Here is a 26,488-nt window from a genome sequence, read left to right as displayed (position 1 = left end):
TCTCCACCCGGCGCCGGTGACGGTGGGCAGCCTCAACGGTCAACTGAAGCAGACGCAGCACCGCCCGCACTCGTGCCAGCAACTCCTCGACCCCGAACGGCTTAGTCAGGTAATCGTCTGCTCCCAGGTCGGTCAGGTCCTGACTCATCGCTGGCTGCTTCAGCACGTCTGGGGACCCGAGTATGGCGGCGAGGTGTGGGGGAAGTGAAACCGCTCGCAAGCAGGGCAGCCCACACACCCAAATCTTTCAGTACCCAGAAGCGGATCGGGGCTTCGATCCGCTTGAGGATACTGAAAGTTTCTATGCTGTCGCTGTATGTGGGGGCCTGGCCTGTTGCAGAGGCTTCGATCCGATTGAGGATACTGAAAGCGAGGATTCCATTCTGCACGTTCGCATGCGGGTCCACGTTGCAGAGGCTTCGATCCGCTTGAGGATACTGAAAGGTACCAGTAGGCGGGATGATTGTGACAGGTTGTCCGGTCGTTGCAGAGGCTTCGATCCGCTTGAGGATACTGAAAGTCTCCGTCATGCATATGCGCTTGTTTCATCCTTCCAGTTGCAGAGGCTTCGATCCGCTTGAGGATACTGAAAGCTTCCACAGGAGGAATGTGTATACTTTTGGTCCCTGTTGCAGAGGCTTCGATCCGCTTGAGGATACTGAAAGGTCAGGCTCAGGCTCGTGAGCCTCAGCCAGCCAGGTTGCAGAGGCTTCGATCCGCTTGAGGATACTGAAAGTTCGAGTTCCCAGATCTGGCTGAAGCAGAGCAGCAATGTTGCAGAGGCTTCGATCCGCTTGAGGATACTGAAAGGAGCGAGAGCAACGCTGAGGGAGCACCGGATGGATCTGTTGCAGAGGCTTCGATCCGCTTGAGGATACTGAAAGTTTCCACGATTTGCCCGGATCCTGGATCGGGCGGCGCGTTGCAGAGGCTTCGATCCGCTTGAGGATACTGAAAGCTAGCGCCGTCCCGGGCGCTGGTCAAGGGCAGGCCGTTGCAGAGGCTTCGATCCGCTTGAGGATACTGAAAGACAGCTTGTTTGTCAGAAACCAATGGGACGTGAAAGTTGCAGAGGCTTCGATCCGCTTGAGGATACTGAAAGTCCGTTCTCCGGTAGGGGACAAGTCGGTCATACAGATCAGGTTGCAGAGGCTTCGATCCGCTTGAGGATACTGAAAGGAGGCCGATCACCCATCTATCGACAGCAGTGCTGGGTTGCAGAGGCTTCGATCCGCTTGAGGATACTGAAAGACAATAATTGCATGCACAACCGGATTATCCATACTCGTTGCAGAGGCTTCGATCCGCTTGAGGATACTGAAAGTTTCTACCACCGTGGCCTGCGTGGGGTGCAGTTCGGTTGCAGAGGCTTCGATCCGCTTGAGGATACTGAAAGGTCAAGCGCTTGCCGCCGCATTGGCTCAGGGATTCAGTTGCAGAGGCTTCGATCCGCTTGAGGATACTGAAAGCTGGAGCACCTCTGCCCGCGAGAGAAACTCTTGTTCCAGTTGCAGAGGCTTCGATCCGCTTGAGGATACTGAAAGGTAATGATAGATACAAAATCGCCGCTGCTGCTGTCGGTTGCAGAGGCTTCGATCCGCTTGAGGATACTGAAAGCCTCCGGGCCGGCCCGGGGGCATGGGCAGACCAGCATGTTGCAGAGGCTTCGATCCGCTTGAGGATACTGAAAGCTCCCTTCTTGATCAGAAGCCCGGGTCTGTTCTCCTGTTGCAGAGGCTTCGATCCGCTTGAGGATACTGAAAGTTCTCCTCGGGGATGCTGCAAAAACGACGTACAACAACGTTGCAGAGGCTTCGATCCGCTTGAGGATACTGAAAGAAATGGGGCGGCCACGCAACCAACCCGTCACGGAACGTTGCAGAGGCTTCGATCCGCTTGAGGATACTGAAAGGTTAAGCATCTGACCGCGTTGCGTGCCGTGATCGATCTTGGTTGCAGAGGCTTCGATCCGCTTGAGGATACTGAAAGGAACCAGCCAGACCATGGCAGACTCTGGCAGACCATGTTGCAGAGGCTTCGATCCGCTTGAGGATACTGAAAGGTGAGCCGGCTCTAGAAGCGGGCTGAGCACAAGACACATGTTGCAGAGGCTTCGATCCGCTTGAGGATACTGAAAGCTCGGTCTGGCTGCAATCCGGGTCGAAGGCCGGGCCGGTTGCAGAGGCTTCGATCCGCTTGAGGATACTGAAAGGTGTCGATGAGGAGGGGAAGGGAGAGCATCTCCTCAGTTGCAGAGGCTTCGATCCGCTTGAGGATACTGAAAGTGATACAGGTCGACGCTATCGTCGGCTGCGACAAGCAGTTGCAGAGGCTTCGATCCGCTTGAGGATACTGAAAGACCCATCGTCTCTCCACTCCTCGTCTTCCTCGGGCGTTGCAGAGGCTTCGATCCGCTTGAGGATACTGAAAGAATCTCCGACCAGTCTCCTCACGCCAAACCCTGCTCGTTGCAGAGGCTTCGATCCGCTTGAGGATACTGAAAGGCAGGGGAGAAGACGGCTCGCTTTCCAATCACGATCAGTTGCAGAGGCTTCGATCCGCTTGAGGATACTGAAAGGTCTCGACGGTCCTGGGGTGCCGTGCCGTGTCCTGGTTGCAGAGGCTTCGATCCGCTTGAGGATACTGAAAGAGGCGCACTCGTCCCGAAGTCTTAGCGTTGTTGGCTGTTGCAGAGGCTTCGATCCGCTTGAGGATACTGAAAGCGGCTTCAGTGAGGGCCAGCTTGCGTTCGACTTCTGGTTGCAGAGGCTTCGATCCGCTTGAGGATACTGAAAGTCCCCCGAGAAGATGTAGCAGACGGTCAGTGAAACAGTTGCAGAGGCTTCGATCCGCTTGAGGATACTGAAAGGCAGACGTTTACCTACCGTCTCCGCGTACGGGAGGCTCGTTGCAGAGGCTTCGATCCGCTTGAGGATACTGAAAGCTTCAAGTAGTCGAGACATAGACTCGTGAAGCTGCGTTGCAGAGGCTTCGATCCGCTTGAGGATACTGAAAGTGGGGCGGCTGGCGTGGAGGAATAGCCAGATCTACGTTGCAGAGGCTTCGATCCCCTTGAGGATACTGAAAGGATCGACCACTGGACCGAATGTGTCCCCGATCCACTTGGTTGCAGAGGCTTCGATCCCCTTGAGGATACTGAAAGGGCAAATGGCAAGGGATATGCGTGCTATGCGATCTGGGTTGCAGAGGCTTCGATCCCCTTGAGGATACTGAAAGTAAGCCGTGCGCGGGCCGCTGCGAGTGGTTGACCGAGTTGCAGAGGCTTCGATCCCCTTGAGGATACTGAAAGTCTCCTCGTAAGCGCTTTTGACGCTGTTTCGTGAATGAGTTGCAGAGGCTTCGATCCCCTTGAGGATACTGAAAGTTCGTCGCAGAGGACGGATGGGAGGGATCCGTCAGAGTTGCAGAGGCTTCGATCCCCTTGAGGACACTGAAAGTAAAATCGAAGCCATGATAGAGCAGCGCATAAGCCTCGTTGCAGAGGCTTCGATCTGCTCGGGAGCACTGAAAGAAAGGAGAGCAATGAAATTAAAGGAGGGTCCTGAAACTCAGGGCTGGCTATCTGGCCAGCCCTGAGGGTACGCTGGTTGTAGCGGCCTCAATCCGCTTCTGGACACAAGAAGAGAAATGAAATTATTTGAGCGCCAGCATGCGATCAAGGGCTACTCGGGCCCAGTGGGCGACCTCGGGAGCCACCCTGACCTGATTGATGACCTGGCCCTCAACGAGCGCCTCCAGGACCCAGGCCAGATAAGCAGGATGGATACGGTACATAGTCGAGCAGGGGCAGACAACGGGATCAAGGCAAAAGATAAGCTTGTCAGGATGCTCCTGAGCCAGGCGATGCACTAGATTGATCTCGGTCCCAACCGCCCACTGGCTGCCCGCTGGGGCCTGCTCGATCTGCTGGATAATGTACTCGGTCGATCCATAGAGGTCGGCAGCCTCAACAACTTCACGCCGGCACTCGGGATGGACAATGACGGTTATACCTGGATACTCAGCACGCGCCTTAGCAATCTGCTGCACAGTGAAGCGCATGTGAGTTGAACAATAACCCTTCCAAAGAATGAGGCGCGCCCTGCGCAGACGCTCCTCGTCGTCGAGGGTCTCCTGGGGATTCTTGGGGTTCCAGACAATCATCTCCTCATCGGGGATACCGTAGGCGTAGCCAGTGTTGCGCCCCAGATGCTCGTCAGGGAAGAAGAGCAGACGCCGGCCCCGCTTGAAAGCCCACTCCATCACCTTGAAAGCATTGCTGGAGGTACAGACGATGCCTCCATGCTCGCCACAAAAGGCCTTAAGGCTGGCTGCCGAATTGATATAGGTAACCGGCACGAGGCCTGGGTCTTCCCCCAGAACCTCATGGAGGGTCTCCCAGCACTCTTCAACTTCGCCAATGCTGGCCATGTCCGCCATCGAACAGCCGGCCGTCGGATTGGGCAGAATGACTTGCTGATGGGGAGCACTGAGGATATCGGCGCTCTCGGCCATGAAGTGTACGCCACAGAAGACAATGTAGTCAGCCTCGGGACGGGCTGCCGCCTGTTGAGCGAGCTTGAAGGAGTCGCCACGCAGGTCGGCATACTTGATGATCTCGTCGCGCTGGTAGTGATGACCCAGAATGAGCAGGCGCCTGCCAAGAGCAGCTTTGGCCTGGCTGATACGCCGGTCCAGCTCCGCCCCATCCATCTCGGCGTAGCGACGAGGAATGTGATCAGCCCGACCACCATGAGCATACTGGTTACGCGTTGCCGGATGCAACAGAGGCAGAATACGGCTCTCCTGGCTGGCTTCACAGGCTGTTTGCAGCGCCATGAGAATTAGCTCCTCCTTTCGTGCTGGGTGCTCGCCTGCCACGCTACAGGCGAGCATGCCATCTAGAGAAACTCCAGAGCGACATCGAGATTGGGTGCAGAATGGGTGAGGGCCCCGAGCGAGATGAAGTCAACGCCCGTGCCGGCCACAGCGGCCAGGCGCTCCGGATCGGGGCCGATACCGCCCGAGGCCTCGAGCAGGACCCCAGGCGCTTCGGCGCGCACAAGAGCCACAGCCTGGCGCAGCAGGTCAAGCTCCATGTTATCGAGCAGAATGACATCCGCTCCGGCCCGCAGAGCGGCCCGCACCTCATCCAGGGTCTCACATTCGACCTCGATCTTGAGCAGGTGCGGCACCTGGCGGCGCACAGCCTCGACAGCAGCGGCCACACCGCCAGCGGCTTTGATGTGGTTATCTTTAATGAGAATGCCGTCACTCAGACCGAAACGGTGATTGACCCCCCCACCCAGACGCACCGCCTCCTTTTCAAGGGCCCGCAGGCCAGGCGTGGTCTTGCGCGTATCAAGAATGCGCACGCCCGTGCCAGCCACAGCGCGGACGCAGCGCGCCGTCAAGGTGGCAATCCCGGAGAGGTGGCCGAGAAAGTTGAGAGCCACACGCTCGGCGCTGAGCAAGGCCCGCGCCGGCCCGCTGAGACGGGCCAGGGTCTGCGAGGCCACAACGGTCTCCCCATCTTCAACGAGCGCTTCGCTCTCAACTCGCTCGTCAAGCAAGCGGAAGGCGGCCAACGCCACCGGCAGCCCGGCAATCACGCCCTCACTGCGCGCCAGCAGCACGGCCCACCCCTGAGCAGTGGCCGGCACGGTAGACAGAGTAGTCAGATCACGATAGGCTCCGTCCTCGATGAGAGCTTGCTTGATAAGGTCAAGAGGTAGTTCAGACATACGGTCTTCCCTTATGCTCAAGCGCAGCACGACTGGCTGTCTCGACACTGGGGCTGGCCGGTCGCAGCACAAGACTAACGTCGGCCAGCGAGGAATCGGGCTGGGGATAGTCGCTACGCCAGTGACTGCCACGGCTCTCGCGCCGCTCAAGGGCGGCCTGAACGATCAGGGCAGCGCTATCGAGCATGTTGGCAGTCTCCAGCCAGGACCTCACGAGCGGCTCTTGAGGGGCACGCGGTCGGGCCGCCTCAGCGAAGCGCGCGCGCAGCTGCAGCAGCTCTTGCCAGGCCGTACGCAGGCCATCCTCATCGCGACAGAGGGCCACGTAGCGCCACATGAGCGCTCGCAGCTCCTCTTGCAGGGCGCGGGCCAGGGCCTCGGGTCCATGCCAGGCAGGCCCAATCGGCCAGGACTGAGCGGCGGGGAGCAGCAGCTCGCGACGTCGCCGTCCGGCGGCAGTGGGAGCACGATCGGCAGCCTCTCCCCGCAGGAAGGCGGCCAGACGACGCCCAAAGACCAGTCCTTCAAGCAAGGAGTTACTGGCGAGACGATTGGCGCCATGCACTCCAGTACAGGCAACCTCGCCGACGGCATAGAGATGGGGAATGCTGCTACGGCCCTGCAGATCGACTCGTACCCCACCCATGCAGTAGTGAGCCGCCGGGGCTACCGGCAGGAGGTCATGGGCCAGATCCAGGCCGTGACGGCGGCAGAGAGCGGCGATCGTCGGGAAACGGGCATACATCCGCTCATCAGGAAGATGGGTCAGGTCAAGGTACTGGTAGTCCACTCCCTCGGCCAGCATCTCGCTGAGAATGGCCCGCGCCACAACATCGCGGGGGGCCAGCTCGGCCAGAGGATGATAGCGCGGCATGAAGCGCTCGCCAGCATGGTTGCGCAAGTAGGCCCCCTCACCGCGGACAGCCTCCGAGATGAGATGCGTGCTGCCGTTGACCTTGAGGACAGTCGGATGGAACTGGATGAATTCAAGGTCGGCAAGCTCGGCTCCGGCACGCCAGGCCAGGGCCAGGCCGTCAGCGGTGGCTCCAGCAGGGTTAGAGCTAGAAGCCCAGAGGTGACCTGCCCCCCCACAGGCCAGAACAACCTCGCGCGCCTCTATCACCAAAGGCTCCCCCTCCTGATCAACGGCCTGCAACCCGCAGCAACCGGTCCCATCGACCAGGAGCGCATAGACGCTCGTCTGCACATAGCGGCTGATGTGCGGGCGGGTCTTAAGGGCCGCCAGGAGGGCGCGCTCGATCTCAGCCCCAGTGGCATCTCCACCGGCGTGAAGGATGCGCCGCCGACTATGGGCCGCTTCCTGGCCTAAGAGCAGGCCATCGGCGGTGGCGGCCTCCGCGCCTGCCCCCGGCGCGGCACGATCAAAGCGGACTCCTAGTTCGATCAGCCAGCGCACAGCCGCCGGCGCCTCCTCAACGAGGACGCGGACGGCCTCCTCGTCGCAAAGACCCGCCCCCGCCGCCAGGGTGTCGGCGTAATGGAGCGCGGGGCTGTCGTCCGCCCCCAAGGCGACCGCCAGCCCACCCTGGGCGTAGCGCGTGTTGCTCTCCCCCAACCGTCCCTTGGTCAGAAGAGCCACCCGCCACCCAGGCGGCAGGCTGAGCGCTACACTCAGACCAGCGATGCCAGCGCCAACAATGGCTACGTCATATCTCTGGCAGCTCGCCATGATGGTCCCTTCTTGTCTCACTTGGCAGCCGTTAAGTGTAAAATTTACACTAACTGGCCTCAAAAAAAGAAAAAGGTGTATCAAGTACACCAACCTTATTGCTAACAAGTATACCAGCGATCTGCCAGGAAAACAAGGGGCCGGGGAAGCGCGCCCTGGGAGGGTCGAGCGCGCTTCTCAGCCGGGAGCAAGCCCGTGCAGGCCCCTCTTCTGAGGAGAGAGTACGCACGGACTATTCTCCGATAACCTTCACGATGACGCGCTTATCGCGCTGGCCATCGAATTCGACATAAAAGAGGCGCTGCCAGGGACCGGAGTCGAAGCGTCCGCGAGTGATGGGGATAACGACCTGCAGATGCATCAGCAGATTCTTGAGATGGGCATCGCCGTTATCTTCGCCAGTGCGATGGTGGTGGTAGTCAGGTTTCTCGGGAGCCACCTGCTCGGCCCACTCCATGATATCGCGCCAGAGGCCGGACTCCTCATCCTGGATAATGACGCTGGCCGTCAAGTGCATCGAGGAGACCAGGGCCAGACCCTCCTGGATGCCACTCTCGCGGATGATGCGCTCAACCTGATCGGTGATTGGGATAATATCTTTGCGCTTCCTGGTATGAAAGGTAAGGTAGGCCGTATGCGATTTCACTGACGTTCCTCCTGTGCGCAGGAATCCCCCGCCTTCAGGCATGGGGAGGAATGCGCACGACTTTTCTTTCAAGGTATTGACAACTGCCCTCAATTTGCAAAAACTGGTCTATCGCGAGTTGCGAGCCACCTACCGGCTTTCTACTCAGTTGGCCATCCGTTGTATCAGCAAGGTCTGTGAAGCCTACAGGCGTGACAAGAGCATCAAACTCATCTTCAGGCCAGAAGGCACTGTGGTCTATGACCAGCGCGTCATGAGTTTCAAAGGCTTGACCCACGTCTCTCTTTTGACCCTTGCGGGTCGGATGCGGATTCCGTTCGTCATCGGACCGTATCAAGCCGCCCGTATGGGAGCCATCCAGGGGCAAGCCGATTTGCTCTACCGCCAGGGAACGTTCTTTCTGGCCGTGACCCTGGCTGTCCCTGAACCCCACCAGCAAGCAGCGAAACCGTCCTCGGGGTGGATCTCGGCATCGTCCATCTGGCGACTGATAGCAGCGGGGAGTCTCTCAGCGTTCAGCGGCGAACTGGTTGAGAACACCCGCAAGCGGCTTCATGCACTTCGCCAGCGCTTGCAAAAGCGTGGAACCAAGAGCGCAAAGCGGCATCTCAAGAAACTTTCTGGCAAACAGGCCAGATTTCAATGCTCTACCAATCATGTCATCTCCAAGCGGCTTGTCCAAAAGGCCAAAGCCAATCGGCAAGGAACAGTGATCGAAGAACTCAGGCCCATCCGTTCCCGCACGGAAAGCACGGCTAGACGTTCTCAGCGTGCTCGCCATTCCAACTGGTCGTTTGGACAACTGCGTTTCTTCCTCTCCTGCAAGGCCGCTCTTGCAGGCATCCCATTCTACGCGGTCACCCCGTGCAACACGTCTCGCATGTGCTCTGCCTGCGGGCACTGTGCCAAAGAGAACCGCAAGAGCCAGGCCCTCTTCTGCTGTAGCAACTGCGGCATGACGATGAATGCTGATCTGAATGTCGCCATCAATATCTCTAGGGCTGCCGTCAAACAGCCTATTGTGGCAGGCCAGGCCTAGCCGCAAGCCCCTGCCTTCAGGCATGGGGTATTTGACAGAGACCTCCTGCTTACTTACTTATTACTTACTCACTACCGCGACAGACAGAGAGATAGTCAGAGGGGCGCAGAGACTAACTGGCCAGACATCGCTGCCCCCTCTTTCCAGGCAGGCTCGCGGCACTGGGCGGACCTGCCCATTCCGAAGACATCTCAGCCACTCAGTATAGTGCTGGCACCAGCGCAGAGCAACCCACTCGTTCTGGCCAGACTCTTCCTTTTAGAGAGCGAAATATGATACGCTCTGAAACAAAGCGGTCCCTTTGGCACCTTTGTCAGGCAAGCAAGAGCGAGGTAGTTCCATGCACCAGCGCAGTCGCGGCCTATTGACTGGCCTGCTCCTCATCGCCCTGGCGATTGGGCTGACGCTGCTGATGGGGGTCGTGCGCGCGCGCGCTCCGCTGGGCTTCTTATGGTCCGGCAGCAACCTTGCCCTGCAGCAGCAGAGCCAGGCGTCCACCCAGACGCCTCACCTGCTCAACGGCAAGCTGGCCTCGCTCGGCTGGATCGTCGGGCGCGACTGCCAGCGCGGCCTGCAAGCCTACCTGCAGACCGCCGACATCAATCCCGACGCGGCCCTTGTTGGCAGCGGCTGGGTCAACCCCCTGACAGGGCAACTGATGAACGGAGAGAGCAACAACTGTCAGCCAGGCACGCTGAGCATGGATAACGTGGTCCGCCTGATCCATAGCAAAGGGGGAAAGGCCTACCTGACGGTAACAATGGAGACCGATGCCACGGGCTGGACGGCCCAGCAGCAGTCAGACTACATCAAGGCGGCCACCCAGCAGCCGGCCTACATTCAGGCCATCGTGAACGTGGTCAAGCAGGGCAACTACGACGGGGTCATCATGGACCTGGAAGGGGCCGATCGCACCTATCCGCACATCCAGCAGCTCTTTGCCGACTATAACCGCCTGGTCTGGAAAGCCCTTCAGGCCCTGCACAAGCCCTACGGCATCGCTCTGATTCACAAGGTAGCCGATCAGGACGACTACTACAACCTCAACGGCTTCGAGAACTGGTCGCTGTTGGGACGCTGCGCCGATTTCATCGTGATCATGTCCCTGGACCAGTCCTACATCACCCCAGGACCAACAGTCAGCGTGCCCTGGCTCAAGCAGATCCTGGCTTACGCGCTCAAGACAATGCCTCAGATGTTGCCGCGCATCGTCTGGGAATTTCCCCTCTACGGCGCCCGCTGGCACCTGGCGGGCGGCCAGTGGATCTTTGACGGAGGCCTCAATTACAGCGACGCCGTAGCTCTGGTAAAGAGTATTCCCGCAGCGCAGATCGACCAGCAGGCCAGCAACCTGAATGACCCCTACGCCGCCCATCTGGTTTACACGGACAGCGCCGGCGTCACGCACGCCGTCTGGTACCATACCGCAGAGAACTTGCTGCGGATCATCCGCGAGTTTCGCGATATTCTGAAGGGGACACCCCAGTTCCAGAGCGCCCAGGCTTTTCTCCAGATCGCAGTCTGGTACCGCGCCACCTGGGAGCCGGGCACCCTCTGGCGCTCCCTGTTGCCAGTACTGCCCAATGCTGGCGCCTAGCTCCGGGAGGGCGGCCTTTTCCATCGACTGGCCCCCTGTCTTCCGGCCCGTCCGTCTGGCGGGCTTCAGCGAGCGCTTCCGTCTCCTCCTCGCTCCGCCTGCAGCCGGACCCTATACTCCGGCAGCAGGCTAATAGAGCGCAGCGTCACCGGCAGCTGGCCAGTGCTGTCAGCCGGCGGCAGCCGCTGCGCGTTGAAATAGCGGAGGACCGGAGCATCGGCCCTTAAAGGAGTAAAGCGCAGAACCAGCTCCAGATCGCGCCCTGGCTGCACAAAGCGCTTCAGCCCGATCACCCACGGCTGATCAGAGCCAAAATAGTCGGCCACAAGTTGTCCAGCCAGAAAAGCCTGACCCACATCGGCCACACAATCGACGCGCAGAAAGAGGTCGCTCACCCCCTCCAGCGACTCCGCAGGCACCAGCACACGCACCACCTGTGGCTCAAGCCGCTCCACTGACCAGCGAGCTGGCCAGGGAGTGTGTTCCAGACGGTAGCGCCAGAACAGTCCCGCAGCGCCTCGCTCCTCCCATCGACCCGCAGCCACCAGCGCCGCCGGCAGGCGTGGATAGCTCAGCAGATCAAGCTGAGCCTCACCCTGCCAGCAGACCGTCAGCCCCTCCGCCCCAGCATCCACCCAGGCCGTGGCCGGATCCTCAGCGAGCAGCAGATACTCGGCGCCAGCCAGCGGCACCTTCCAGCATCCCAGCGCCTGCGCGTGAGACAAGACGAGGACCTCCACCGTCTGACCAGAGACGCTCGTCGCCTCCAGGCAGGCCTCCAGGCCAGGCTCCAGCCAGGCATAGAGCGTTTCTTGCTCTTCCAGCATCCTGCCTCCGTGCACCCGCAGAGCGCGGCAGCCCTCACGCGCGAAGGCAAACTCAGCCTGAAGGCCATCGGGGACAAAAAAGACCGCCCTTGTGCCCCCCTCGCCCCGCAGCACCGTCAGCGGCTGAGCCGTCGCATAGCGCAGGCGCAGGCCCTCCGTCAGCTCCAGCCCCACAGGAAAGATCGCGCTCACCCCACGGCGCAGCCGCAAGCCACCCTCGCGCGGCAAACGCAGCCGCTCCTCTGGCAGCAGCAGCTCCAGAGCAACCCCCTCCAGATCCCGCAGCTCCGCGTGATCCTGATAGGCATTGACAAAAAGAAAGCCCTCCCCCCGCCGAGCGCGAGCCGCACAGCGCAGGACCCCGGTGAGCTGCGGCTTCAGAGCCGCGGCTCCCGGCGGCAGCACCACCGGAAGAGGGGCCAGTCGGCTGCCAAACTCTTGCAGGAAGAGATGAAGCAGGCGCAGGCGATGGTAAGAGGCATGGAGCTGGCCGTACTCCCCAAGAGGCGCCTGGAAGTCGTAGGAGAGGCGCGGCACCGTAAACTCGTTGAGGAAGGCATGGCGGCCCACAGGATTCGAGCCACCGTGGTACATATAATAGCCAAGCCAGTTGCAGCCGCTGCCGAGCGCCACAACGGCCAGGGCCTGCGTGCACTCGGGTGGCACCAGAGGGCGGTGCAGATAGGTCATCTGAATACCGGCCCCCAGCTCACAGTAGGCATAGGGGTAGCGCTCTATCGGATAGCGGAAAGATCCCGCCCGCCACCAGGCGCTTTCAGGCTGCTGCGGAGAGCGAAAGAGAAACTCACGACTCGGTGAGGGCACAAAGGAAGGATCAGGCTCCCAGGGCGTGAAGGGATAGGCGGCATGCATAGGCAGGAAGCCCTCAGCCGGCACAGCGGCCCCACCCCAGGCCGTGCAGGTGTAGAGCGGAGCCTCCAGGCCCACCTCGCGGGCCAGAGCACGCAGGCGCTCTAGATGGGCAGCCCCATCGCTGCCAGACGGCACCCACTCGCAGCCGGGCCGAAACGTCAGCTCCCAGGGCGCCCCAGCATGCATATACTCGTTCTCCAACTGCACCCCCAGGATCGGCCCCCCATCCTGAAAAAAGAGACCCCGCACCTGACGCGCCACCTCAGCAAAGTAGCGACGCACATAGAACAAATAGCGCTCGTCGTTCGAGCGCACGGGCACAGCGCGCCCATACAGCCAATCAGGCAGACCGCCATTACGGCACTCAGCATGCACAAACGGCCCTACCCGCAGCAGGACCTCGAGTCCCACCTCGCCGCACAACTGGACAAAGGCCCTCACATCTCGATTATCCGACCAATCAAAATGCCCCTCATCCTCCTCAACGTGAATCCAAAAGACGTAGATCGAGACCAGGGTCAGACCACCGGCTCGCATCTTCAGCAAAGCCTCACGCCAGTAGCGACGCGGATAACGCGAGGGATGGAACTCCCCCATAACGGGAAGCCAGGGCTGGCCGTTGCGGAGCAGATAGCCTTGAGCCAGAGCCAGCGTCTCCCCTCGCGGCGAGCGCGCCAGCAGACGTGGCTCCGGCTGCGCCTCTTCTGCTGCTTCTGCAGCACGCAGATCAAGTCGATAGTAGGAACGGTCATCGGCGGGCAGCGGTGGCTGCAACGATGTGGCAGACAATGGGCTTCTTCCTCCTACTCTTCGCTCTTGCTCACTGACATACTGAAGCAACGACCTGGCCAGCAGCCGCTGGGGGACATGGCCATCTCTCTGTTGCCAGGTTGAGCTGTTGTCAGGAACTATGGTTGTATAGTCGACAGGGTCAGCCTTGCCAGGCAGGACGGCGGCCACAGGTATGGGTAGAGAACGGCCCTGGCTGAAGCCAGGCCAACGAACGGAAGGGACAGCCCGGCCAGATCAGGTCAGGGGGCAGACCCAGAACGACCAGAAGGGGCAGGGGCCGCAGTGGACTGGCGCACCACCAGAGAGGGCGGGACCAGACGCAGCGGGGCCGTCTCTTCCTGGGGCGGAACCGCACCATTCTCGTCCCCAGCAGTCGGCAGCTCCCCTCTCTGTTCTGCGCTCGCCGTCTCAATCTGGGCCAGCAACAGCTCTGTCGCCTCCTGGGCCAGGCGCGTCTTAGGAATAGCGATGGTCGTCAGAGGCGGACGGAGGTGGGCGGAGACCACGATATCGTCGAGGCCGACAATTGAGATGTCCTCGGGGACGCGCAGCCCACGATCGAGAACCAGCTCCATCGCCCCAAGGGCCATCCAATCGTTCGTGGCAAAGATCGCTGTCGGTGGCTCCAGGTCCTGATCGGGGCTTAACAACTGGCGAGCCGCCGCATAGCCGCTCTCCAGCGAGGAGTCACCCAGGGCCAGGCGCGCCGGAGGCAACTCCAGGCCGGCCGCCAGCAGGGTCGTCCGAAAACCCTCCAGACGCAGATGCTGCTGCGGCTCATCGACAATCACCGCAATACGGCGATGCCCCAGCGCCAGCAGGTGCTCGGCGGCCAGTTGCCCCGCCCGGTAGAAATCCACAGTGACCTGGGGAATACCCACCGGCGACTCATTTTCCTGCCAGTCGCAGAGCACAATGGGTACGCCCTGATGGAAATAATGGGCGATATCGGCAATGTCCATGCTCGACCCCATGATAATGTAGCCATCGACCCAGCGGCTCATCAACCGCTCCATCTGCTGCCGCCCCAGGGCAAAGTCGCCGTGCGTATTGCAGAAGAGGGTCTGGTACTCCCGCTGACGGAGAATGCTCTCGATGGCCTCCATAATCTCAGGATAGAAGGGGTTGGCAATGGTGGGCAGAATCAGGGCCACGGTAAAGGTCCGGTGCTGCGAGAGGTTGCGCGCCAGCAGGTTGGGTCGATACCCCAGCTCGCGGGCATAGTAGAGCACGCGCTGACGCGTGGCTTCGCTGACTTTGCCTTTGCCACTGAGGACGTTCGCCACCGTGCTCTTGGCCACCCCCGCCGCCCGCGCAATATCGTAGATGGTGACCATGTGCCCCCTCCTGGCTCCTACAGGCCGTGCAGGCTGCTGCTGAAAGCGAGAGTCCTTCATCGGAAACTGATCCTCATCCCTTCGCTTAGAGTATAGAAGATGGACCGGTCCATGTCAAGTAGACAGCCATTCACCCTTGACATGGACCGGTCCATCTTCTATACTTTTCGCGTGTGGACCGTTCCACCTACCTTTCGAGTGGGGCAGCCGCGCCGTCGCGGTGGCGGAGAGAGGGGAGAAGGAGGCTCGCCCAGGAATCAGGCGAGCAGTAGCCGGGTCAGCCGGGGCGGTGGTCAGGGCTGGTCGGCCTGGCGGGAGCCGAAGGAGAGAGCACCGCGCTGGGGCAAAGCGGCAGCCCGGGTGCGGTGAGAGAGCTATGAGCGGACCGGGACGTGGCGGAGAGAGGAGAGGAGAGGCCAGGACGGTCGGTCGGCGCCGGGTCGAGTCGAAGCGCATCGAGCTGAGCCGAGCGCGCCGGTCGGAGCTGTGGGCGCTCGGCTCAGTCGGCCAGACCAGTTGGTCGCTCGGGTGATCGCGTCTGCAATGTTTTCAGCAGGCGTTAGCTCCTACAGTGCAGTCAAGGAGGGAACGAGAGATGATCTGCGGTCTCCTATTTCGCCGTGCCAGGGGGATGGCCAAGGCCGGCCTGCTGCTGCTCCTGGCGCTCAGCATCAGCAGCTATCTGGTGGCCTGTGGTGGGACGCCGGCCAGTTCTGGGCCGGTGACCCTTACCTTCTGGTCCTGGGTGCCCAACCTCCAGCAAGCCATCGATCTTTTCGAGAAGAGCCATCCCAACATCAAGATCAAGTGGCAAAATGTCGGCTCGGGCGGTACCGAGTACACCAAGCTGACAACGGCGCTCAAGGCCGGCTCCGGTGCCCCCGACGTGGTACAGATCGAATACGCCTATCTCCCCCAGTACATTCTGAGCGGCAAGCTGGTCGACCTCTCCCAGTACGGCGCCAACGATGTGAAGGACCAATTCGTCCCCTGGACCTGGGCCCAGGTCTCTAGCGGCGGCAAGGTCTACGCGATCCCCCAGGACACTGGCCCAATGGGCTTGCTCTACCGCGAAGATATCTTTAAGAAGTACAACCTGCCCGTTCCCACAACCTGGGACCAATACGCTCAGGAGGCCATCCAGCTCCACAAGGCCAATCCCAAGATCTACATCACCGACTTCGCTCCTAGCGACGGCCCCTGGTTCTTCTCCCTGCTCTGGCAGGCCGGTTCTCAGCCCTTTGTGGTGAATGGCACGACGATCAAGATCCATCTGGATGACGCCGCCGCCCTGAAGGTGGCCAACTACTGGGGCAACCTGGTTAAGAGCGGGGCGGTAAGCACCGCCGCAGACTGGAACAACGACTGGTACGCTGCCCTTCAGAATGGAACGCTGGCTACCTGGATCACCGCCGCCTGGGCCCCCTCAGATCTGGAGGGCTTCGCTCCCAAGTCCGCCGGCCTGTGGCGCGTGGCGCCACTCCCTCAGTGGAACCCGGGCGAGCAGGTCTCGGCCAACTGGGGCGGCTCGACCGATGCTGTGACTACCCAGTGCCAGCATCCAGCGGAGGCCGCCGAGTTCGTGAAGTGGTTGAATACGAACCCGGAGTCGGTCAAGATCTTGACGCAGAAGCTCTATCTTTTCCCCTCGCAGAAAAGCGCCCTGCAAGACCCCAGCTTCGATACGGCGAATAGCTTCTATGGCGGACAACAGGTCAATCGCATTTTTGTGGAGTCCGCCCAGCAGGTGAATACCTCTTTCCAGTGGAGTCCCTTCCAGGACTACGTCTTCTCCCAGCTCCAGAATCAGCTGGCGGCGGCTGTGAGTGGCAAGATTTCGTTCGAACAGGCCATGCACAATACGCAGAACGCGGTGGTGTCGTACGCTCGCTCCCAGGGCTTTACGGTCATCTCCTGAGCCGGCACCTCCGAGCGAGCGGCGCCGGGACGAGGCGAGCGCCGACAGCAGAGCGGGACAGACCAGCCTTGCCATCCTGCGCCTCGCACTCGCCCGGCTTTCTCTCTCTGCCGTCCTGAGGTGAAGCCGGCCTTCCTTGCCTTCGCCTTCCTCAGTTGAATGAGAGGCTTGTACGATGATACCGTCAAGGGACTTAGCCCAACGCGCTCAGACCGAAGCCATGCAGCAAGCTACCGAGATAGAGGAGCTGGCACCTTCCTCCAGCCGCCTCGCTGGCGCTTGGCGCCTCTGGAGAGGCTGGCGGCGGCGGGTGGTGATCCCCTATCTTTTCCTGCTCCCCTTCTTGCTGCTTTTCTCGTTCTTTATTCTGGTACCTTTGTTGTACGCACTCTGGACGAGCTTCTTCATAGAGCGCCTGATCGGGGGCAACACCTTTGTGGGCTTGTTGAATTATCAGGAGGCCCTGCAAGACGGCAATTTCTGGGAAGGGGTGCGCAATGTGCTCCTGCTTCTGTTCACGCAGGTCCCCCTGATGCTCGGCCTCGCTCTGGTGTTGGCGCTGCTGCTCGATAGCCAGATTGTGCGGTTGAAGACGATCTTCCGCCTGGGCTACTTTCTCCCCTACGCCATTCCCAGTGTGATCGGGGCCTTGTTGTGGGGCTATCTTTACAGCGCCCATATCGGTCCTTTTGCCCAACTGGCCGGGCTGCTACATTGGCCCCCTCCGGCCTTCTTGACCGCTGCCGGCTTGCTGCCCTCGATCGCCAACATTCTGACCTGGCAGTGGACTGGCTACAATATGGTGATCCTCTACGCGGCTCTGCAGGCTATCCCTCCCGAGCTGTATGACGCCGCGCGCGTCGATGGCGCCAGCGGCTGGGAGATCGCACGGCGCATTAAGATTCCGCTGATCGCTCCAGCTATCGTGCTGACGGTGGTCTTTTCGATCATTGGGACGCTGCAGCTCTTCAATGAGCCGCAGATCATGTCTGCCATTGTGCCCAACCTGATCGAGGATCACTACACGCCGAATCTCTACGCCTATCACCTGGCCTTCACGAACCAGCAGTATAACTACGCCGCCGCGGTCTCCTTTGTCCTGGGCGCCGTGGTCTTCATCTTCTCTTACATCTTCATGCTTGTGACCTACCGCAGGGGGCAACGCTGATGGCGCGCCTTGGATCGCTTTCGGCTGATGGCTTCGCCGCCGCCAGACGAGGGACTTCGGCCCGGACCACAGGCCAGCGCAGCGGCTGGACGCTGCGCGGTCTGGTGCTGCTCTTCCTGGTGCTGATGCTGGTCTACTTCGTGATTCCGCTCTTTTGGCTGCTTGTCTCGGCGACGAAGACCAACGACGAGCTGTTCTCAACGTTTGGACTGTGGTTCGCGCCGGATTTCCATCTTCTGGAGAACCTGCACGATGTCTTCACCTACGATGATGGGATCTTTGTGACCTGGCTCACGAATTCGGCTTACTATGCGGTGACGAGCGCTCTGGGGGCCTCGCTCATCGCCACGCTGGCCGGCTATGCTTTTGCCAGGCTCCCTTTTCCAGGGCGTGAGCTGGTCTTTGCCGTTATTCTGGGGACGATCATGGTTCCCAATACGGCTCTGGCCATCCCTACCTATCTGCTGCTGAGCAAGGTCGGGCTGGTGAACACCCCGCTGGCGATCATTCTGCCGTCACTGGTGACGCCCTTTGGGGTCTATCTGATGCGTGTCTACGCCGAGCAGGCTTTACCCGACGATCTGCTCGATGCCGCGCGCGTCGATGGCGCCAGCGAGTGGCGCATCTTCTGGAGCATCGCGCTGCGCTTGTTGGCTCCCGGCTTTGTGACGGTGCTACTGCTCAGCTTCGTGGGAACCTGGAATAACTTCTTTCTCCCCCTGGTGGTGACCAATAATCCGGCCTATTATCCGCTGACGGTCGGCCTGGCCAACTGGAATCAGTTGGCCCAGGGATTCAGCGGGTCGCGCATTCTCTATACGCTGGTCGTCACCGGCTCACTGATCTCGGTGATTCCTCTGATGATCGGTTTCCTGTTCTTGCAGCGCTACTGGCAGGGAGGTCTGACGTTCGGCAGCTTGCGCTCTTAGTCTCTCGGCGCCAGCGGCGGCCAGCCCAGGGAGTCACCGCCAGAAGCTGGCAGGTGCCTGCCCGGGCAGGCTGCCCTCGCTTTGGTAGTTGATCTCACTTTCTTTGCCAAGGAAGGTAGGCAGAATGCTATGGACCGCGAGCAACAGCTTTCTCTCTCGCAGGACAACAGATCCAAGAGCGAGCCGCAGGCGTCGGTTCCTGGAAGGCTGAGCCTTAGTCGCCGGCGTTTTCTTGGTCAGATGGCGGCTGCTACGACGCTGGCCAGCGGCCTGAGCCTGGGCGCCGGCTGGCCGGCGGCCCTGGCGGCACCGGCAGCGGGCAGTGCACCCAGGGCTGCCGCTCACCAGGGTAGCGGGCGCCCGCGCGTGCTGGGCCACGATCTTTCGACGCTGCAGCAGCTAGAGGACGTGGGTAAGCGCTTCTCCGATCAGGGGCGGGTGCTGCCCGCCGAGCAGATCGTGGCTCGCCACAGAGCAACGTTTATCCGTGAACGGCTCTGGGTGCAGCCTCCTATCCCCTATAACGATTTGCCCCATATTCTGACTATGGCCCGTCGCATTCAGGCCGCCGGCCTGCACTTTCTGCTCGATTTCCATTACTCTGATTTCTGGGCCGACCCAAGTCACCAGACGACGCCTCAAAGCTGGCAGGGCCAGGATCTGACCAGACTGGCTCAGACGGTCTACGATTATACGCGCGCGGTACTGGGGGCGCTGGCCCGTCAGGGGACCCTGCCGGCGATGGTCCAGACAGGCAACGAGGTGACGGCGGGTATGCTCTGGCCCCAGGGGCAGATCTATGTCAACGGTACGGAGCGCTGGCCCCAGTTCGCGACGCTGCTCAAGGCCGCCATCGCCGCCGTGCGCGACACCAGCCGCGCCATTGAGGTGATGATCCACATCGATCGTGGGGGAGATAACGCTGGGAGCCGCTACTTTTTCGATCATCTGCTGGCCCAGGGGGTGGATTTCGACGTCATCGGTCTGTCGTACTATCCCTGGTGGCACGGGCCTCTGTCGGCCCTGCAGGCGAACCTTAACGACCTGGCTCCGCGCTACGGGAAGGATCTGGTGGTTGTGGAGACGGCCTATCCCTGGACGTTAAGCGACGGCGATAGCGAGCCGAATATCGTGAACGCGCAGACTCCTCTGCTCCCGGATTACCCGCCGACGCCCGCGGGCCAATTGGCCTATATCCGCGCGGTGCGCGCTATCGTGGAGCAGGTGCCACAGGGACGTGGGCGGGGACTGGTCTATTGGGAATCGGCCTGGATACCCGGTGTAGGCTGGGAGCCGGGAGCTGGCGACGCCTGGGATAACCTGACGCTCTTTGACCGTCAGGGACGGGCCTTGCCTTCGATCCGCTGCTACGAGTAGCGCCAGCAGCAAGCAGACTTCCTCCCTTCCCCTCTTTACGACCGAGTGGAGTGTTCAAGTACAACCGATGCCGACACAGTCGCAACGTGAGGCGCCCACCCAGATGGCCCAGTCTCCCTTCGGGGAGATTGGGCCGCTGGCCCTTCTCTCGCTCTCAGCAGTCAGCCCGGATCCAGTCGGCGGCTACAGCCAATCGCGGCCATGGCCAATCGGTCGCTAGCGCACAACACCGCAGGAGGCAATGCTGGCCGCGTGTTCTTGCAGCATGCTGCCTGCCGTGGTCAGGAGCAGACGCACACGCTCGTCGCTGAGACGGTAATAGACATACTTGCCTTCACGGACCGCCTGGACCAGACCACACCAGCGCAGGCAGCCCAGATGCGTCGAGACCCGTCCCTGCGGCGCCCCCAGAGCCGCTACCAGCTCGCTGACTGTACGCCCCTGAGCAGGGGCCTCCAGCAAGAGTGTCAGCAGGCGCAGCCGCGTCGGGTCGCTGAGAACCTTGAAGAAGCGCGCATACAGCTCAGCAGCCTCGGGTGTCAGGGCCAGGCCGCCGCCCTGGTCGAGAGGTCGGCCTGCCGTCTCCTCGCGCTCCCCCTCCACCTGGTCCACCAGCGTTCCCGGTGGCGAAACGATTCCTCTACTGTTTCTGCCATCCTCGCTCTTCATACACCTTTTACTTCTTCGTTCGACTATCAGATCGTCGTCGTCATACATATGCGTATAGGCTGATAGGGGGATGATAGCACCTGGCAGAGCGCTCGTCAAGGGAAGCCGCCAGCGAGGCTGGGCCGTGGGCAGCGGCCGAAGACAAAGGGGTGAGTAGCAGGCAGTGGGAAAAGCGGCGAGCCTGGCAGGTGTACTATACTAGAGTGAGGAATCAGTCTGAGCCTGACGGGCGCCCTGGGACGGCGGGTGCTGGTCGGCAGGCAGGGAACTGTTTTCTAGCACATCAGCCAACGAGAGAAAGAAGGAAGTAGGCTAAGCTGGCGAGAGACTGGTTCGGCTGGCCAGATGGGAACCTGCCTGCTCCCGTCCACGAGCGATGAAGTGGGCGCTTTGGCTGCGCCAGGAGCCGGTCTCGAGCGCAGGCCTGTTGATCCCTGGAAGGGAAAGATAGACCCTATGTGGAAGGACCTCCTCGCACAAGGAAAAATCGCGCGGCTTTGTCAGTTGGCCGCCAGACTGATCATGGTGCTCGGGCTGGCCACCGCCGCGGCGGAGGGCTACCTGGTCTGGAGCACCTATCAGCGTCTCATCCAGCTAGGTCTGGCGCCCGGCAGCAGCGGTACGCTCTTTGTCAGCCCCGATGGCTCCCCCTATGTGCGGATGGTCGCCGGCAGTAGCGTGAGCTGGCTTGACCTCACAGGGCCGCTCGCTTTTCTCTTCGGCACCATCGCCACAACAATTTTCTACAGCCTCCTGCTTTTCCTGATCGGGCACGCCCTTCAGGCCATTGCGGGGCCGGGAGCTGCTGCCGCGGAGCAGGTGAGCCAGTCGGTCGACGCTGAGGCACAGGAGTCAGCGGATGGCCTGGTCTTCCAATCGCTGGATGAGGTCGAGGCGGGCAAGAGCCGCCGGGGCGGGCGGCGCTCACCCAACTAAGGGCAAGGGCAGAGGCCAGCCCACCCCGACAGCGCCCCCTCAGCCGGAACTGGGGCCTGCCGCTGGGGCAAAGCTGGCACCGACGAGCTGGCTGAGGGCGCGACTCATGCGCAAAGGATTGCGCGTCGATGTCAGGTCACGATAGCCGTCGATGAGGACCAGGGCCCGTGGCCCCGCCTCGTCCTGGGGACGAGCCTCTCCCCAGAGACGTCGCTCCTGCTGCAGGCAGGACCTGGCTCCCAGGCGATTCATCACCAGCATATTCTCGCGCGCCAGCAAAGGATGGGGGAGGCAGGCGTAGAGCGGGGAGTGCCATTCGGCCAGTTGGGCCTCAATCTGCTCCGGCGCATGGCCATAGCGCTGACAGGCCGCCCGCACCTGCTCGCTGAGAGCCTCTTCGTCCAGAGCGAAGATGGCGTCCAGGGCCTGCAGCAGATTCATGACGCGGTTCAGGAGCACGCTGCGCCCATGACGTAGGCGGCGCAGCAGCAGATCCTGGCCTGCACGGGCCTGGCGGGCAGTCTCTTGAATCTGGCGCGTGAGGTCGGCGAAGGGCATGGCATCCAGGCGGCGCTGCAGAAAAGCCACCACCTCAGCGGTCTCTCCCTCCTGCCAGCCGCGCAGCAGCTGCAGGCAGCGCTCCCCCTCGTAGCGTTCGATCGTTTTGGGTACGCTCAACAGGCGATCCTTGCAATCACAGATCCAGAGAGCATGGAAATAGCGCACCGTCATCTCAACGGGAAAGCTGGCAAAGCGCTCCTGACCCTGCACCTGCTGGACAAAGAGAAAGGACCTCTCAAACTCGGGGCGTAAGCGCGCGAAGGCGTTCAGCTTCTCCCTCACCAGGGTTTCTCTCGCTTCATCGCTTGCTGCTTGCCTTGCGTACATGGCTCGCCTCCCTTCATTTAGAGCATAGGCTGCTTGACTACAGACAGGCCGCCAGGCCCCCCTGACTAGAGATGGAGAGGATGATTCAGGTATCGCTCTCTCCCTACCTGCTGCTCCGTTGGTCGAGCCTGGTTAAGGGGGTAGACAGGCAGGCGGTCAGGAAGCAGCCTTCAGAGACGTGACGGTGAGCCAGCGATTCAACAATTCAAGGGTAGACACCTTTAGACACCTTGCCTTTATTGTATTGCTATCCATCTGGAGGCGCAAGCGGGACAGCTCAGCCCGGCAGCCCGACCCACGGAAGCGGTCGAGAGGGGGATCCTGTGCCTGCCTGATGGGCCAGGAGGGAGCGAGCGAGGAAGAGGCGAGGAGCAGAGACTTAGACGGCAGAAGAGTTGACGGTCGGGCGCTAAGCTGTTATCATGACGGAAGATCGGTGCAAGAGCCATTTCAGCAGCAAGGCAACACGCTATGGATGAAGCACGCACCTGGCGCGAATTGCTAGGAACCATCATCTCTGATACCCACGAGAGACAGCGCCTGGCCGAGGAGCTGGGAGTGACGCCCACGACGCTCAACCGCTGGGTCTCCGGCGTATCCGACCCCCAGCCTCAGAATCTCCGCCTCTTGCTTAAGGCGCTGCCTCAGTATCGCGAGCAGCTGCAGGAGCTGATTCAGGCCGAGTTCGAGGATTTTGCGGCAGCCCCTGCCGACGACTCGTCGAACGAGATTCCCGCCGCTTTCTACGCGCGGATCTTCCGAGCGCGGGCAACCACAACCGAGGCCATGCGCTATTGGTCGCTGAGCAACCTGATTCTACAGCAGGCGCTGGGACAGCTCGATCCAGATCATCTGGGAATGGCCGTGCGCGTGGTGCGCTGCATGCCTCCCAAGGAGGGGAAGATTCGCAGCCTGCGCGAATGGCTTGGACTGGGCACTCCTCCCTGGGGAGGCGAACTGGAGCACAAGGCGATGTTCCTGAGCGCTGAGTCGCTCTCGGGCTACGTCGTCAGTTCCTGTCGCCCAAACGCGATTCAGAATATCGATGAGGAACACTCGCTGATCCCCGCCCACCGCGATCCCCACGAGCGCAGCGCCGCCGCCCATCCGATCCTCTACGCCGGGCGCGTCGCCGGCTGCTTCCTGGTCTCCAGCACTCAGCCCTACTATTTCCTCTCCCAGGCTCGCCTGACCCTCATCCAACAATACGCCGATTTGCTGGCTCTGGCTTTCGACCCCCAGGAGTTCTATGATCCCAAAGATATCGAATTGCGGGTCATGCCCGACCAGAGCATCCAGCGACAGTATTTTATGAAGTTCCGCCGCCGCGTCTCCGAGGTCATGATGGAGGCAACGCGCACGGGCCACTCGCTCAATAACTTGCAGGCGGAACAGTTGGTCTGGCAGGAGCTGGAAGACGAGCTGCTCGAACTCTCCCTCCGGCTCAATTGAAGAGATCACAGAATAGAAGATCTTCTATGTTCGACGACTTTGCCGTTCGAGCGCAGGGAAGTGGAGAGCTTGACGCGCGCTGGCGGCGGACCTGCCTGGGCGGTGGTCGCCTGAGCGTGGAGCAGTCGCGGTTGCGCCTGGAGCTGGAGGCCAGCCGCCAGGGGGAGTACAGCGATGCACAGATCGATGACTATGGCGAGCTGCCGCGTCGCCTCTTCCCCTGGCGTCCTCCACTGCGGATGGAGGTGCGAGCCTGCTTCTCGCATCCGGCGGCGACTTTGGCCAGCACGGCGGAGACCCCCGGCCTGCTGCGCGGGACCGCCGGTTTCGGCTTCTGGAACTATCCGTTTTCGCTGCGCGGCGACCTTCTGATGCTTCCCGAGGCGCTCTGGTTCTTCTATGCCTCACCGCCCTCGAATATGGCTCTGGTGCCCGGGGTTCCGGGCTGGGGCTGGAAGGCCCAGGTGGTGCATGCCCTGCGCCCGGGTTTTCTGGCAGCAGCCGTCCCCACGGCCCTGGCCGCTCTCTGGGGACGCCTCAGCGGCGAGCTGCGTCCGGCAGCGCGCTGGCTGCAGCGTCTGAGCGGGGCTCAGGAGCATCTCCTGGAGGAGGTCGCCCTCACCGCCTGGCATACCTACGCGCTGGAGTGGTTGCCGTCACAGGCCCGTTTCTTTGTGGACGGCAGCCTGCTCTTTACGGCCTCCACGCCTCCAACCCACCCCCTGGGCTTTGTGGCCTGGGTGGACAACCAGTACGCCATTGCGACGCCGCGGGGCACCCTGCGCTTTGGCACGATCGCTACGGGTCGCCAGTGGCTGGACCTCGACTATGTGCGCATTGAGCCGCTTTAGCCCTTGCTCTCCTTGACCGGCGGCTCGAGGACTTCGTCGATGATGCCGTATTCGACGGCCTCGGCGGCGCTCAGGAAGAAGTCGCGGTCGGTATCGCGCTTGATGCGCTCCAGCGGCTGGCCGGTATGGAGCTGGATGATCTCATTGAGAACATCGCGGGTGTGCAGCATCTCGCGGGCCTGGATTTCGATATCGCTGGCCTGGCCGCTGACCCCGTTGGCCGTCCACGGCTGGTGGAGGTGAATGCGGGCATGCGGGAGAGCGCGGCGCCGACCGCGGTCGCCCGCCATCAGCAGGATGGTGCCAAAGCTGGCGGCATAGCCCACGCAGGTGGTGGCAATGGGACAGGGTAGCATGCGCATGGTGTCGTAGATGCCCAGGCCGGCGGTGATGACGCCTCCGGGCGAGCTGATGTAGAGGTTGATCTCCCGCTCGCTGCTCTCGGCGGCCAGGAAGAGAAGCTGGGCGATGACCAGCCCGGCCATCTGCTCCTCGATGGGGCCATTGATAAGAATGATGCGCTCCTTGAGCAAGCGCGAGTAGAGATCGTAGGCCCGCTCGCCGCGCCCGGTGGCTTCAATAACGGTCGGTACGTAGAGAGTAGCTGTCATCGGTGTGCTCCTTCCCGCTTTTCTTTTCGATGCGCGGTCTAGTCTGCTTTGGGTATCCTGTTCCTCTCAATCCGGGCAACCTCTTGCTTCTGCAGCCAGAGCGCCGACAGCCTATTCTCGCCTGGATGCCTCTTGCTCTGGCCCGATCAGGCGACGCACGAAGTAGTAGTGAAGCTGGGTGCCGCTTCCGCTGGCTCGCTCGTCGACGACGGCTTGCAGCAGCCAGCCCTCCTGTCCCAGCCTGGCCAGGCTGGCTTCGGAGAGGAGCGGCTCCTCGCGCGGGTCAAGGCTGATCAGACGATACTCCCAGCGCGGCGGCTCCGGCTGGTGTTCCTCGTAGACAATAGGGATATGCAAGGTTGACTGGATATGCTCTTGTGTATATGACAGGGAGAGAGCAGTTGGTCGCGGTAACATCGATGCGCTCCTTTCTCTGATTGCTGTCCGCTGTCGTTGGATGCCCGAGGGTTCCTGTCTTCCTTGTCTGGCTGGCTGTGGTAGCCCACCAGGAAAGGGGAGGGATGGAACACCTTGAATATAGCAAAGTGTGGGGATATAGTGATAGCTAAAAGCGATGCTGTTAGCATAGCTGCGCGGGCGGCTATGCTGAGAGCATAGTTCTGGCAAGCACGAGAGACCGAACAGGCTCTCTGCCAGAGAGAAGAGCAGCGAGAGCAGAAAGGAGCGTGGGATGGCTGATCTTCAAGAGACGCTCGGAAAAGTGATCCGGCGCGAGCGTCAGCAGCGTCGGCTGACGATGCGGGAGCTAGGGGAGCGGGCCGGCCTATCAGAGATCTACGTTGGGGAGATCGAGCGTGGACAGAAGTATCCTTCAGCCCGCGTGTTGGAGAGTGTGGCAGCAGCTCTTGAGCTGGAGGTGGCCGAGCTACTGGAGCTGGTCGCCGCCGAGCTGCGCGGCACGGAGGAGATTGCCAGCGGAGACAAGGCCGGGGCCGGCTTTGGCTTCGGAAAGCCTGCTCCCGTCCCCGCTCGCAGCGGCACCGCGTCCCAGCCACAGTCGTCCGGCCATAGCGAGCCGCTGGCCTGTGAGCAGGTGCTGACGGTGGCAGGCTTCAGCTCGTTGCTGCTGGCGGGACGGTTGGGAGAGGTATCCTGGCGGGCCTCGCGCTCCCGCCGCTAGGGC

20 protein-coding genes, 1 pseudogene and 1 CRISPR repeat array are annotated in these 26,488 nt (G+C 61.4%); of the genes and pseudogenes, 10 read left to right on the top strand and 11 right to left on the bottom strand.

The window, feature by feature from the left end:
• The 5 genes and pseudogenes from ACFMO7_RS15355 to ACFMO7_RS15335 all read right to left on the bottom strand — a co-directional run.
• Positions 1-130 (bottom strand): annotated as a pseudogene (locus ACFMO7_RS15355) (DNA-binding response regulator); the annotation flags it as partial.
• Positions 131-261: 131 nt separating this feature from the next.
• A CRISPR array of direct repeats spans positions 262-3,532; the repeat unit is 37 nt; unit sequence GTTGCAGAGGCTTCGATCCGCTTGAGGATACTGAAAG.
• 122 nt (positions 3,533-3,654) lie between these two features.
• Positions 3,655-4,839, bottom strand: coding sequence for a quinolinate synthase NadA (gene nadA, locus ACFMO7_RS15350; protein ID WP_376796371.1), 1,185 nt, complete (start codon positions 4,837-4,839; stop codon positions 3,655-3,657).
• A gap of 62 nt (positions 4,840-4,901) precedes the next feature.
• Positions 4,902-5,744, bottom strand: coding sequence for a carboxylating nicotinate-nucleotide diphosphorylase (gene nadC / locus ACFMO7_RS15345; RefSeq protein WP_376796370.1), 843 nt, complete (start codon positions 5,742-5,744; stop codon positions 4,902-4,904).
• Positions 5,737-7,434 (bottom strand): L-aspartate oxidase, encoded by a 1,698-nt coding sequence (gene nadB / locus ACFMO7_RS15340; RefSeq protein ID WP_376796369.1) that lies wholly within the window; start codon positions 7,432-7,434, stop codon positions 5,737-5,739. The genes nadC and nadB overlap by 8 nt, the downstream gene beginning before the upstream one ends.
• Positions 7,435-7,666: 232 nt before the next feature.
• A complete protein-coding gene (locus ACFMO7_RS15335) occupies positions 7,667-8,080 on the bottom strand; it encodes a secondary thiamine-phosphate synthase enzyme YjbQ (protein WP_376796368.1) in 414 nt (137 codons plus the stop codon).
• 76 nt (positions 8,081-8,156) lie between these two features.
• Here ACFMO7_RS15335 and ACFMO7_RS15330 point away from each other — a divergent pair, with 76 nt between their 5' ends.
• Both ACFMO7_RS15330 and ACFMO7_RS15325 read left to right on the top strand, forming a co-directional pair.
• Positions 8,157-9,119, top strand: a complete 963-nt coding sequence (locus ACFMO7_RS15330; RefSeq protein WP_376796367.1) for an RNA-guided endonuclease TnpB family protein — start codon at positions 8,157-8,159, stop codon at positions 9,117-9,119.
• 340 nt (positions 9,120-9,459) lie between these two features.
• Entirely contained in the window at positions 9,460-10,716 is a 1,257-nt protein-coding gene (locus ACFMO7_RS15325) for a hypothetical protein (protein ID WP_376796366.1), read from the top strand.
• Positions 10,717-10,781: 65 nt separating this feature from the next.
• Here the strand turns inward: ACFMO7_RS15325 and ACFMO7_RS15320 are convergent, their stop codons facing one another.
• Positions 10,782-13,205, bottom strand: coding sequence for a beta-galactosidase (locus ACFMO7_RS15320; RefSeq protein ID WP_376796365.1), 2,424 nt, complete (start codon positions 13,203-13,205; stop codon positions 10,782-10,784).
• A gap of 242 nt (positions 13,206-13,447) precedes the next feature.
• On the bottom strand, positions 13,448-14,545 hold the full coding sequence (locus ACFMO7_RS15315) for a LacI family DNA-binding transcriptional regulator (protein ID WP_376796364.1): 1,098 nt from the start codon (positions 14,543-14,545) through the stop codon (positions 13,448-13,450).
• Positions 14,546-15,140: 595 nt separating this feature from the next.
• Between ACFMO7_RS15315 and ACFMO7_RS15310 the strand changes: the two genes are divergently transcribed.
• The 4 genes from ACFMO7_RS15310 (at position 15,141) to ACFMO7_RS15295 (ending at position 19,937) form a co-directional block, all read left to right on the top strand.
• Entirely contained in the window at positions 15,141-16,463 is a 1,323-nt protein-coding gene (locus tag ACFMO7_RS15310; RefSeq protein WP_376796363.1) for an ABC transporter substrate-binding protein, read from the top strand.
• 175 nt (positions 16,464-16,638) lie between these two features.
• Positions 16,639-17,631, top strand: coding sequence for a carbohydrate ABC transporter permease (locus ACFMO7_RS15305; protein WP_376796362.1), 993 nt, complete (start codon positions 16,639-16,641; stop codon positions 17,629-17,631).
• Entirely contained in the window at positions 17,631-18,560 is a 930-nt protein-coding gene (locus ACFMO7_RS15300) for a carbohydrate ABC transporter permease (RefSeq protein WP_376796361.1), read from the top strand. Before ACFMO7_RS15305 ends, ACFMO7_RS15300 begins: the two co-directional genes overlap by 1 nt.
• A 129-nt stretch (positions 18,561-18,689) precedes the next feature.
• Positions 18,690-19,937, top strand: a complete 1,248-nt coding sequence (locus tag ACFMO7_RS15295) for an arabinogalactan endo-beta-1,4-galactanase (RefSeq protein ID WP_376796360.1) — start codon at positions 18,690-18,692, stop codon at positions 19,935-19,937.
• A 216-nt stretch (positions 19,938-20,153) separates the two neighbouring features.
• Here the strand turns inward: ACFMO7_RS15295 and ACFMO7_RS15290 are convergent, their stop codons facing one another.
• A complete protein-coding gene (locus tag ACFMO7_RS15290) occupies positions 20,154-20,606 on the bottom strand; it encodes an ArsR/SmtB family transcription factor (protein ID WP_376796359.1) in 453 nt (150 codons plus the stop codon).
• A gap of 456 nt (positions 20,607-21,062) precedes the next feature.
• On the opposite strand from ACFMO7_RS15290, the gene ACFMO7_RS15285 reads away from it, so the two are divergent.
• Positions 21,063-21,542, top strand: a complete 480-nt coding sequence (locus ACFMO7_RS15285) for a hypothetical protein (RefSeq protein ID WP_376796358.1) — start codon at positions 21,063-21,065, stop codon at positions 21,540-21,542.
• A 39-nt stretch (positions 21,543-21,581) separates the two neighbouring features.
• Here ACFMO7_RS15285 and ACFMO7_RS15280 read toward each other — a convergent pair whose 3' ends face one another.
• Entirely contained in the window at positions 21,582-22,430 is an 849-nt protein-coding gene (locus tag ACFMO7_RS15280) for a hypothetical protein (protein WP_376796357.1), read from the bottom strand.
• Positions 22,431-22,901: 471 nt separating this feature from the next.
• On the opposite strand from ACFMO7_RS15280, the gene ACFMO7_RS15275 reads away from it, so the two are divergent.
• Positions 22,902-23,882, top strand: a complete 981-nt coding sequence (locus ACFMO7_RS15275; protein WP_376796356.1) for a GAF domain-containing protein — start codon at positions 22,902-22,904, stop codon at positions 23,880-23,882.
• A 26-nt stretch (positions 23,883-23,908) separates the two neighbouring features.
• The gene (locus ACFMO7_RS15270; RefSeq protein ID WP_376796355.1) at positions 23,909-24,733 is read left to right on the top strand and encodes a hypothetical protein; all 825 of its coding nucleotides are present in this window, start codon (positions 23,909-23,911) and stop codon (positions 24,731-24,733) included.
• Here the strand turns inward: ACFMO7_RS15270 and ACFMO7_RS15265 are convergent.
• Together ACFMO7_RS15265 and ACFMO7_RS15260 are read right to left on the bottom strand one after the other, a co-directional pair.
• On the bottom strand, positions 24,730-25,344 hold the full coding sequence (locus ACFMO7_RS15265) for an ATP-dependent Clp protease proteolytic subunit (RefSeq protein WP_376796354.1): 615 nt from the start codon (positions 25,342-25,344) through the stop codon (positions 24,730-24,732). The two genes, ACFMO7_RS15270 and ACFMO7_RS15265, sit on opposite strands and share 4 nt — an antisense overlap.
• A gap of 111 nt (positions 25,345-25,455) precedes the next feature.
• Positions 25,456-25,761: a hypothetical protein gene (locus tag ACFMO7_RS15260; RefSeq protein WP_376796353.1), complete on the bottom strand. Its 306-nt coding sequence runs from the start codon at positions 25,759-25,761 to the stop codon at positions 25,456-25,458.
• A 274-nt stretch (positions 25,762-26,035) separates the two neighbouring features.
• Between ACFMO7_RS15260 and ACFMO7_RS15255 the strand changes: the two genes are divergently transcribed.
• Positions 26,036-26,485, top strand: a complete 450-nt coding sequence (locus ACFMO7_RS15255; RefSeq protein ID WP_376796352.1) for a helix-turn-helix domain-containing protein — start codon at positions 26,036-26,038, stop codon at positions 26,483-26,485.
• Positions 26,486-26,488: the final 3 nt, after the last annotated feature.

This window comes from Thermogemmatispora sp., assembly GCF_042408735.1.
Classification (GTDB): Bacteria; Chloroflexota; Ktedonobacteria; order Ktedonobacterales; family Ktedonobacteraceae; genus Thermogemmatispora.
Note: the sequence above shows the minus strand (reverse complement) of the source record. Positions and strands in the feature narration are given on the sequence as shown.

Coding starts and splice junctions, on each gene's coding strand:
- ACFMO7_RS15285 (WP_376796358.1), top strand. CDS start 21,063: ATGTGGAAGGACCTCCTCGCACAAGGAAAAATCGCGCGGCTTTGTCAG.
- ACFMO7_RS15265 (WP_376796354.1), bottom strand. CDS start 25,344: ATGACAGCTACTCTCTACGTACCGACCGTTATTGAAGCCACCGGGCGC.
- ACFMO7_RS15300 (WP_376796361.1), top strand. CDS start 17,631: ATGGCGCGCCTTGGATCGCTTTCGGCTGATGGCTTCGCCGCCGCCAGA.
- ACFMO7_RS15255 (WP_376796352.1), top strand. CDS start 26,036: ATGGCTGATCTTCAAGAGACGCTCGGAAAAGTGATCCGGCGCGAGCGT.
- ACFMO7_RS15290 (WP_376796359.1), bottom strand. CDS start 20,606: ATGAAGAGCGAGGATGGCAGAAACAGTAGAGGAATCGTTTCGCCACCG.
- ACFMO7_RS15315 (WP_376796364.1), bottom strand. CDS start 14,545: ATGGTCACCATCTACGATATTGCGCGGGCGGCGGGGGTGGCCAAGAGC.
- nadA (WP_376796371.1), bottom strand. CDS start 4,839: ATGGCGCTGCAAACAGCCTGTGAAGCCAGCCAGGAGAGCCGTATTCTG.
- ACFMO7_RS15260 (WP_376796353.1), bottom strand. CDS start 25,761: ATGTTACCGCGACCAACTGCTCTCTCCCTGTCATATACACAAGAGCAT.
- ACFMO7_RS15270 (WP_376796355.1), top strand. CDS start 23,909: ATGTTCGACGACTTTGCCGTTCGAGCGCAGGGAAGTGGAGAGCTTGAC.
- nadC (WP_376796370.1), bottom strand. CDS start 5,744: ATGTCTGAACTACCTCTTGACCTTATCAAGCAAGCTCTCATCGAGGAC.
- ACFMO7_RS15280 (WP_376796357.1), bottom strand. CDS start 22,430: ATGTACGCAAGGCAAGCAGCAAGCGATGAAGCGAGAGAAACCCTGGTG.
- ACFMO7_RS15310 (WP_376796363.1), top strand. CDS start 15,141: ATGATCTGCGGTCTCCTATTTCGCCGTGCCAGGGGGATGGCCAAGGCC.
- ACFMO7_RS15325 (WP_376796366.1), top strand. CDS start 9,460: ATGCACCAGCGCAGTCGCGGCCTATTGACTGGCCTGCTCCTCATCGCC.
- ACFMO7_RS15275 (WP_376796356.1), top strand. CDS start 22,902: ATGGATGAAGCACGCACCTGGCGCGAATTGCTAGGAACCATCATCTCT.
- nadB (WP_376796369.1), bottom strand. CDS start 7,434: ATGGCGAGCTGCCAGAGATATGACGTAGCCATTGTTGGCGCTGGCATC.
- ACFMO7_RS15305 (WP_376796362.1), top strand. CDS start 16,639: ATGATACCGTCAAGGGACTTAGCCCAACGCGCTCAGACCGAAGCCATG.
- ACFMO7_RS15295 (WP_376796360.1), top strand. CDS start 18,690: ATGGACCGCGAGCAACAGCTTTCTCTCTCGCAGGACAACAGATCCAAG.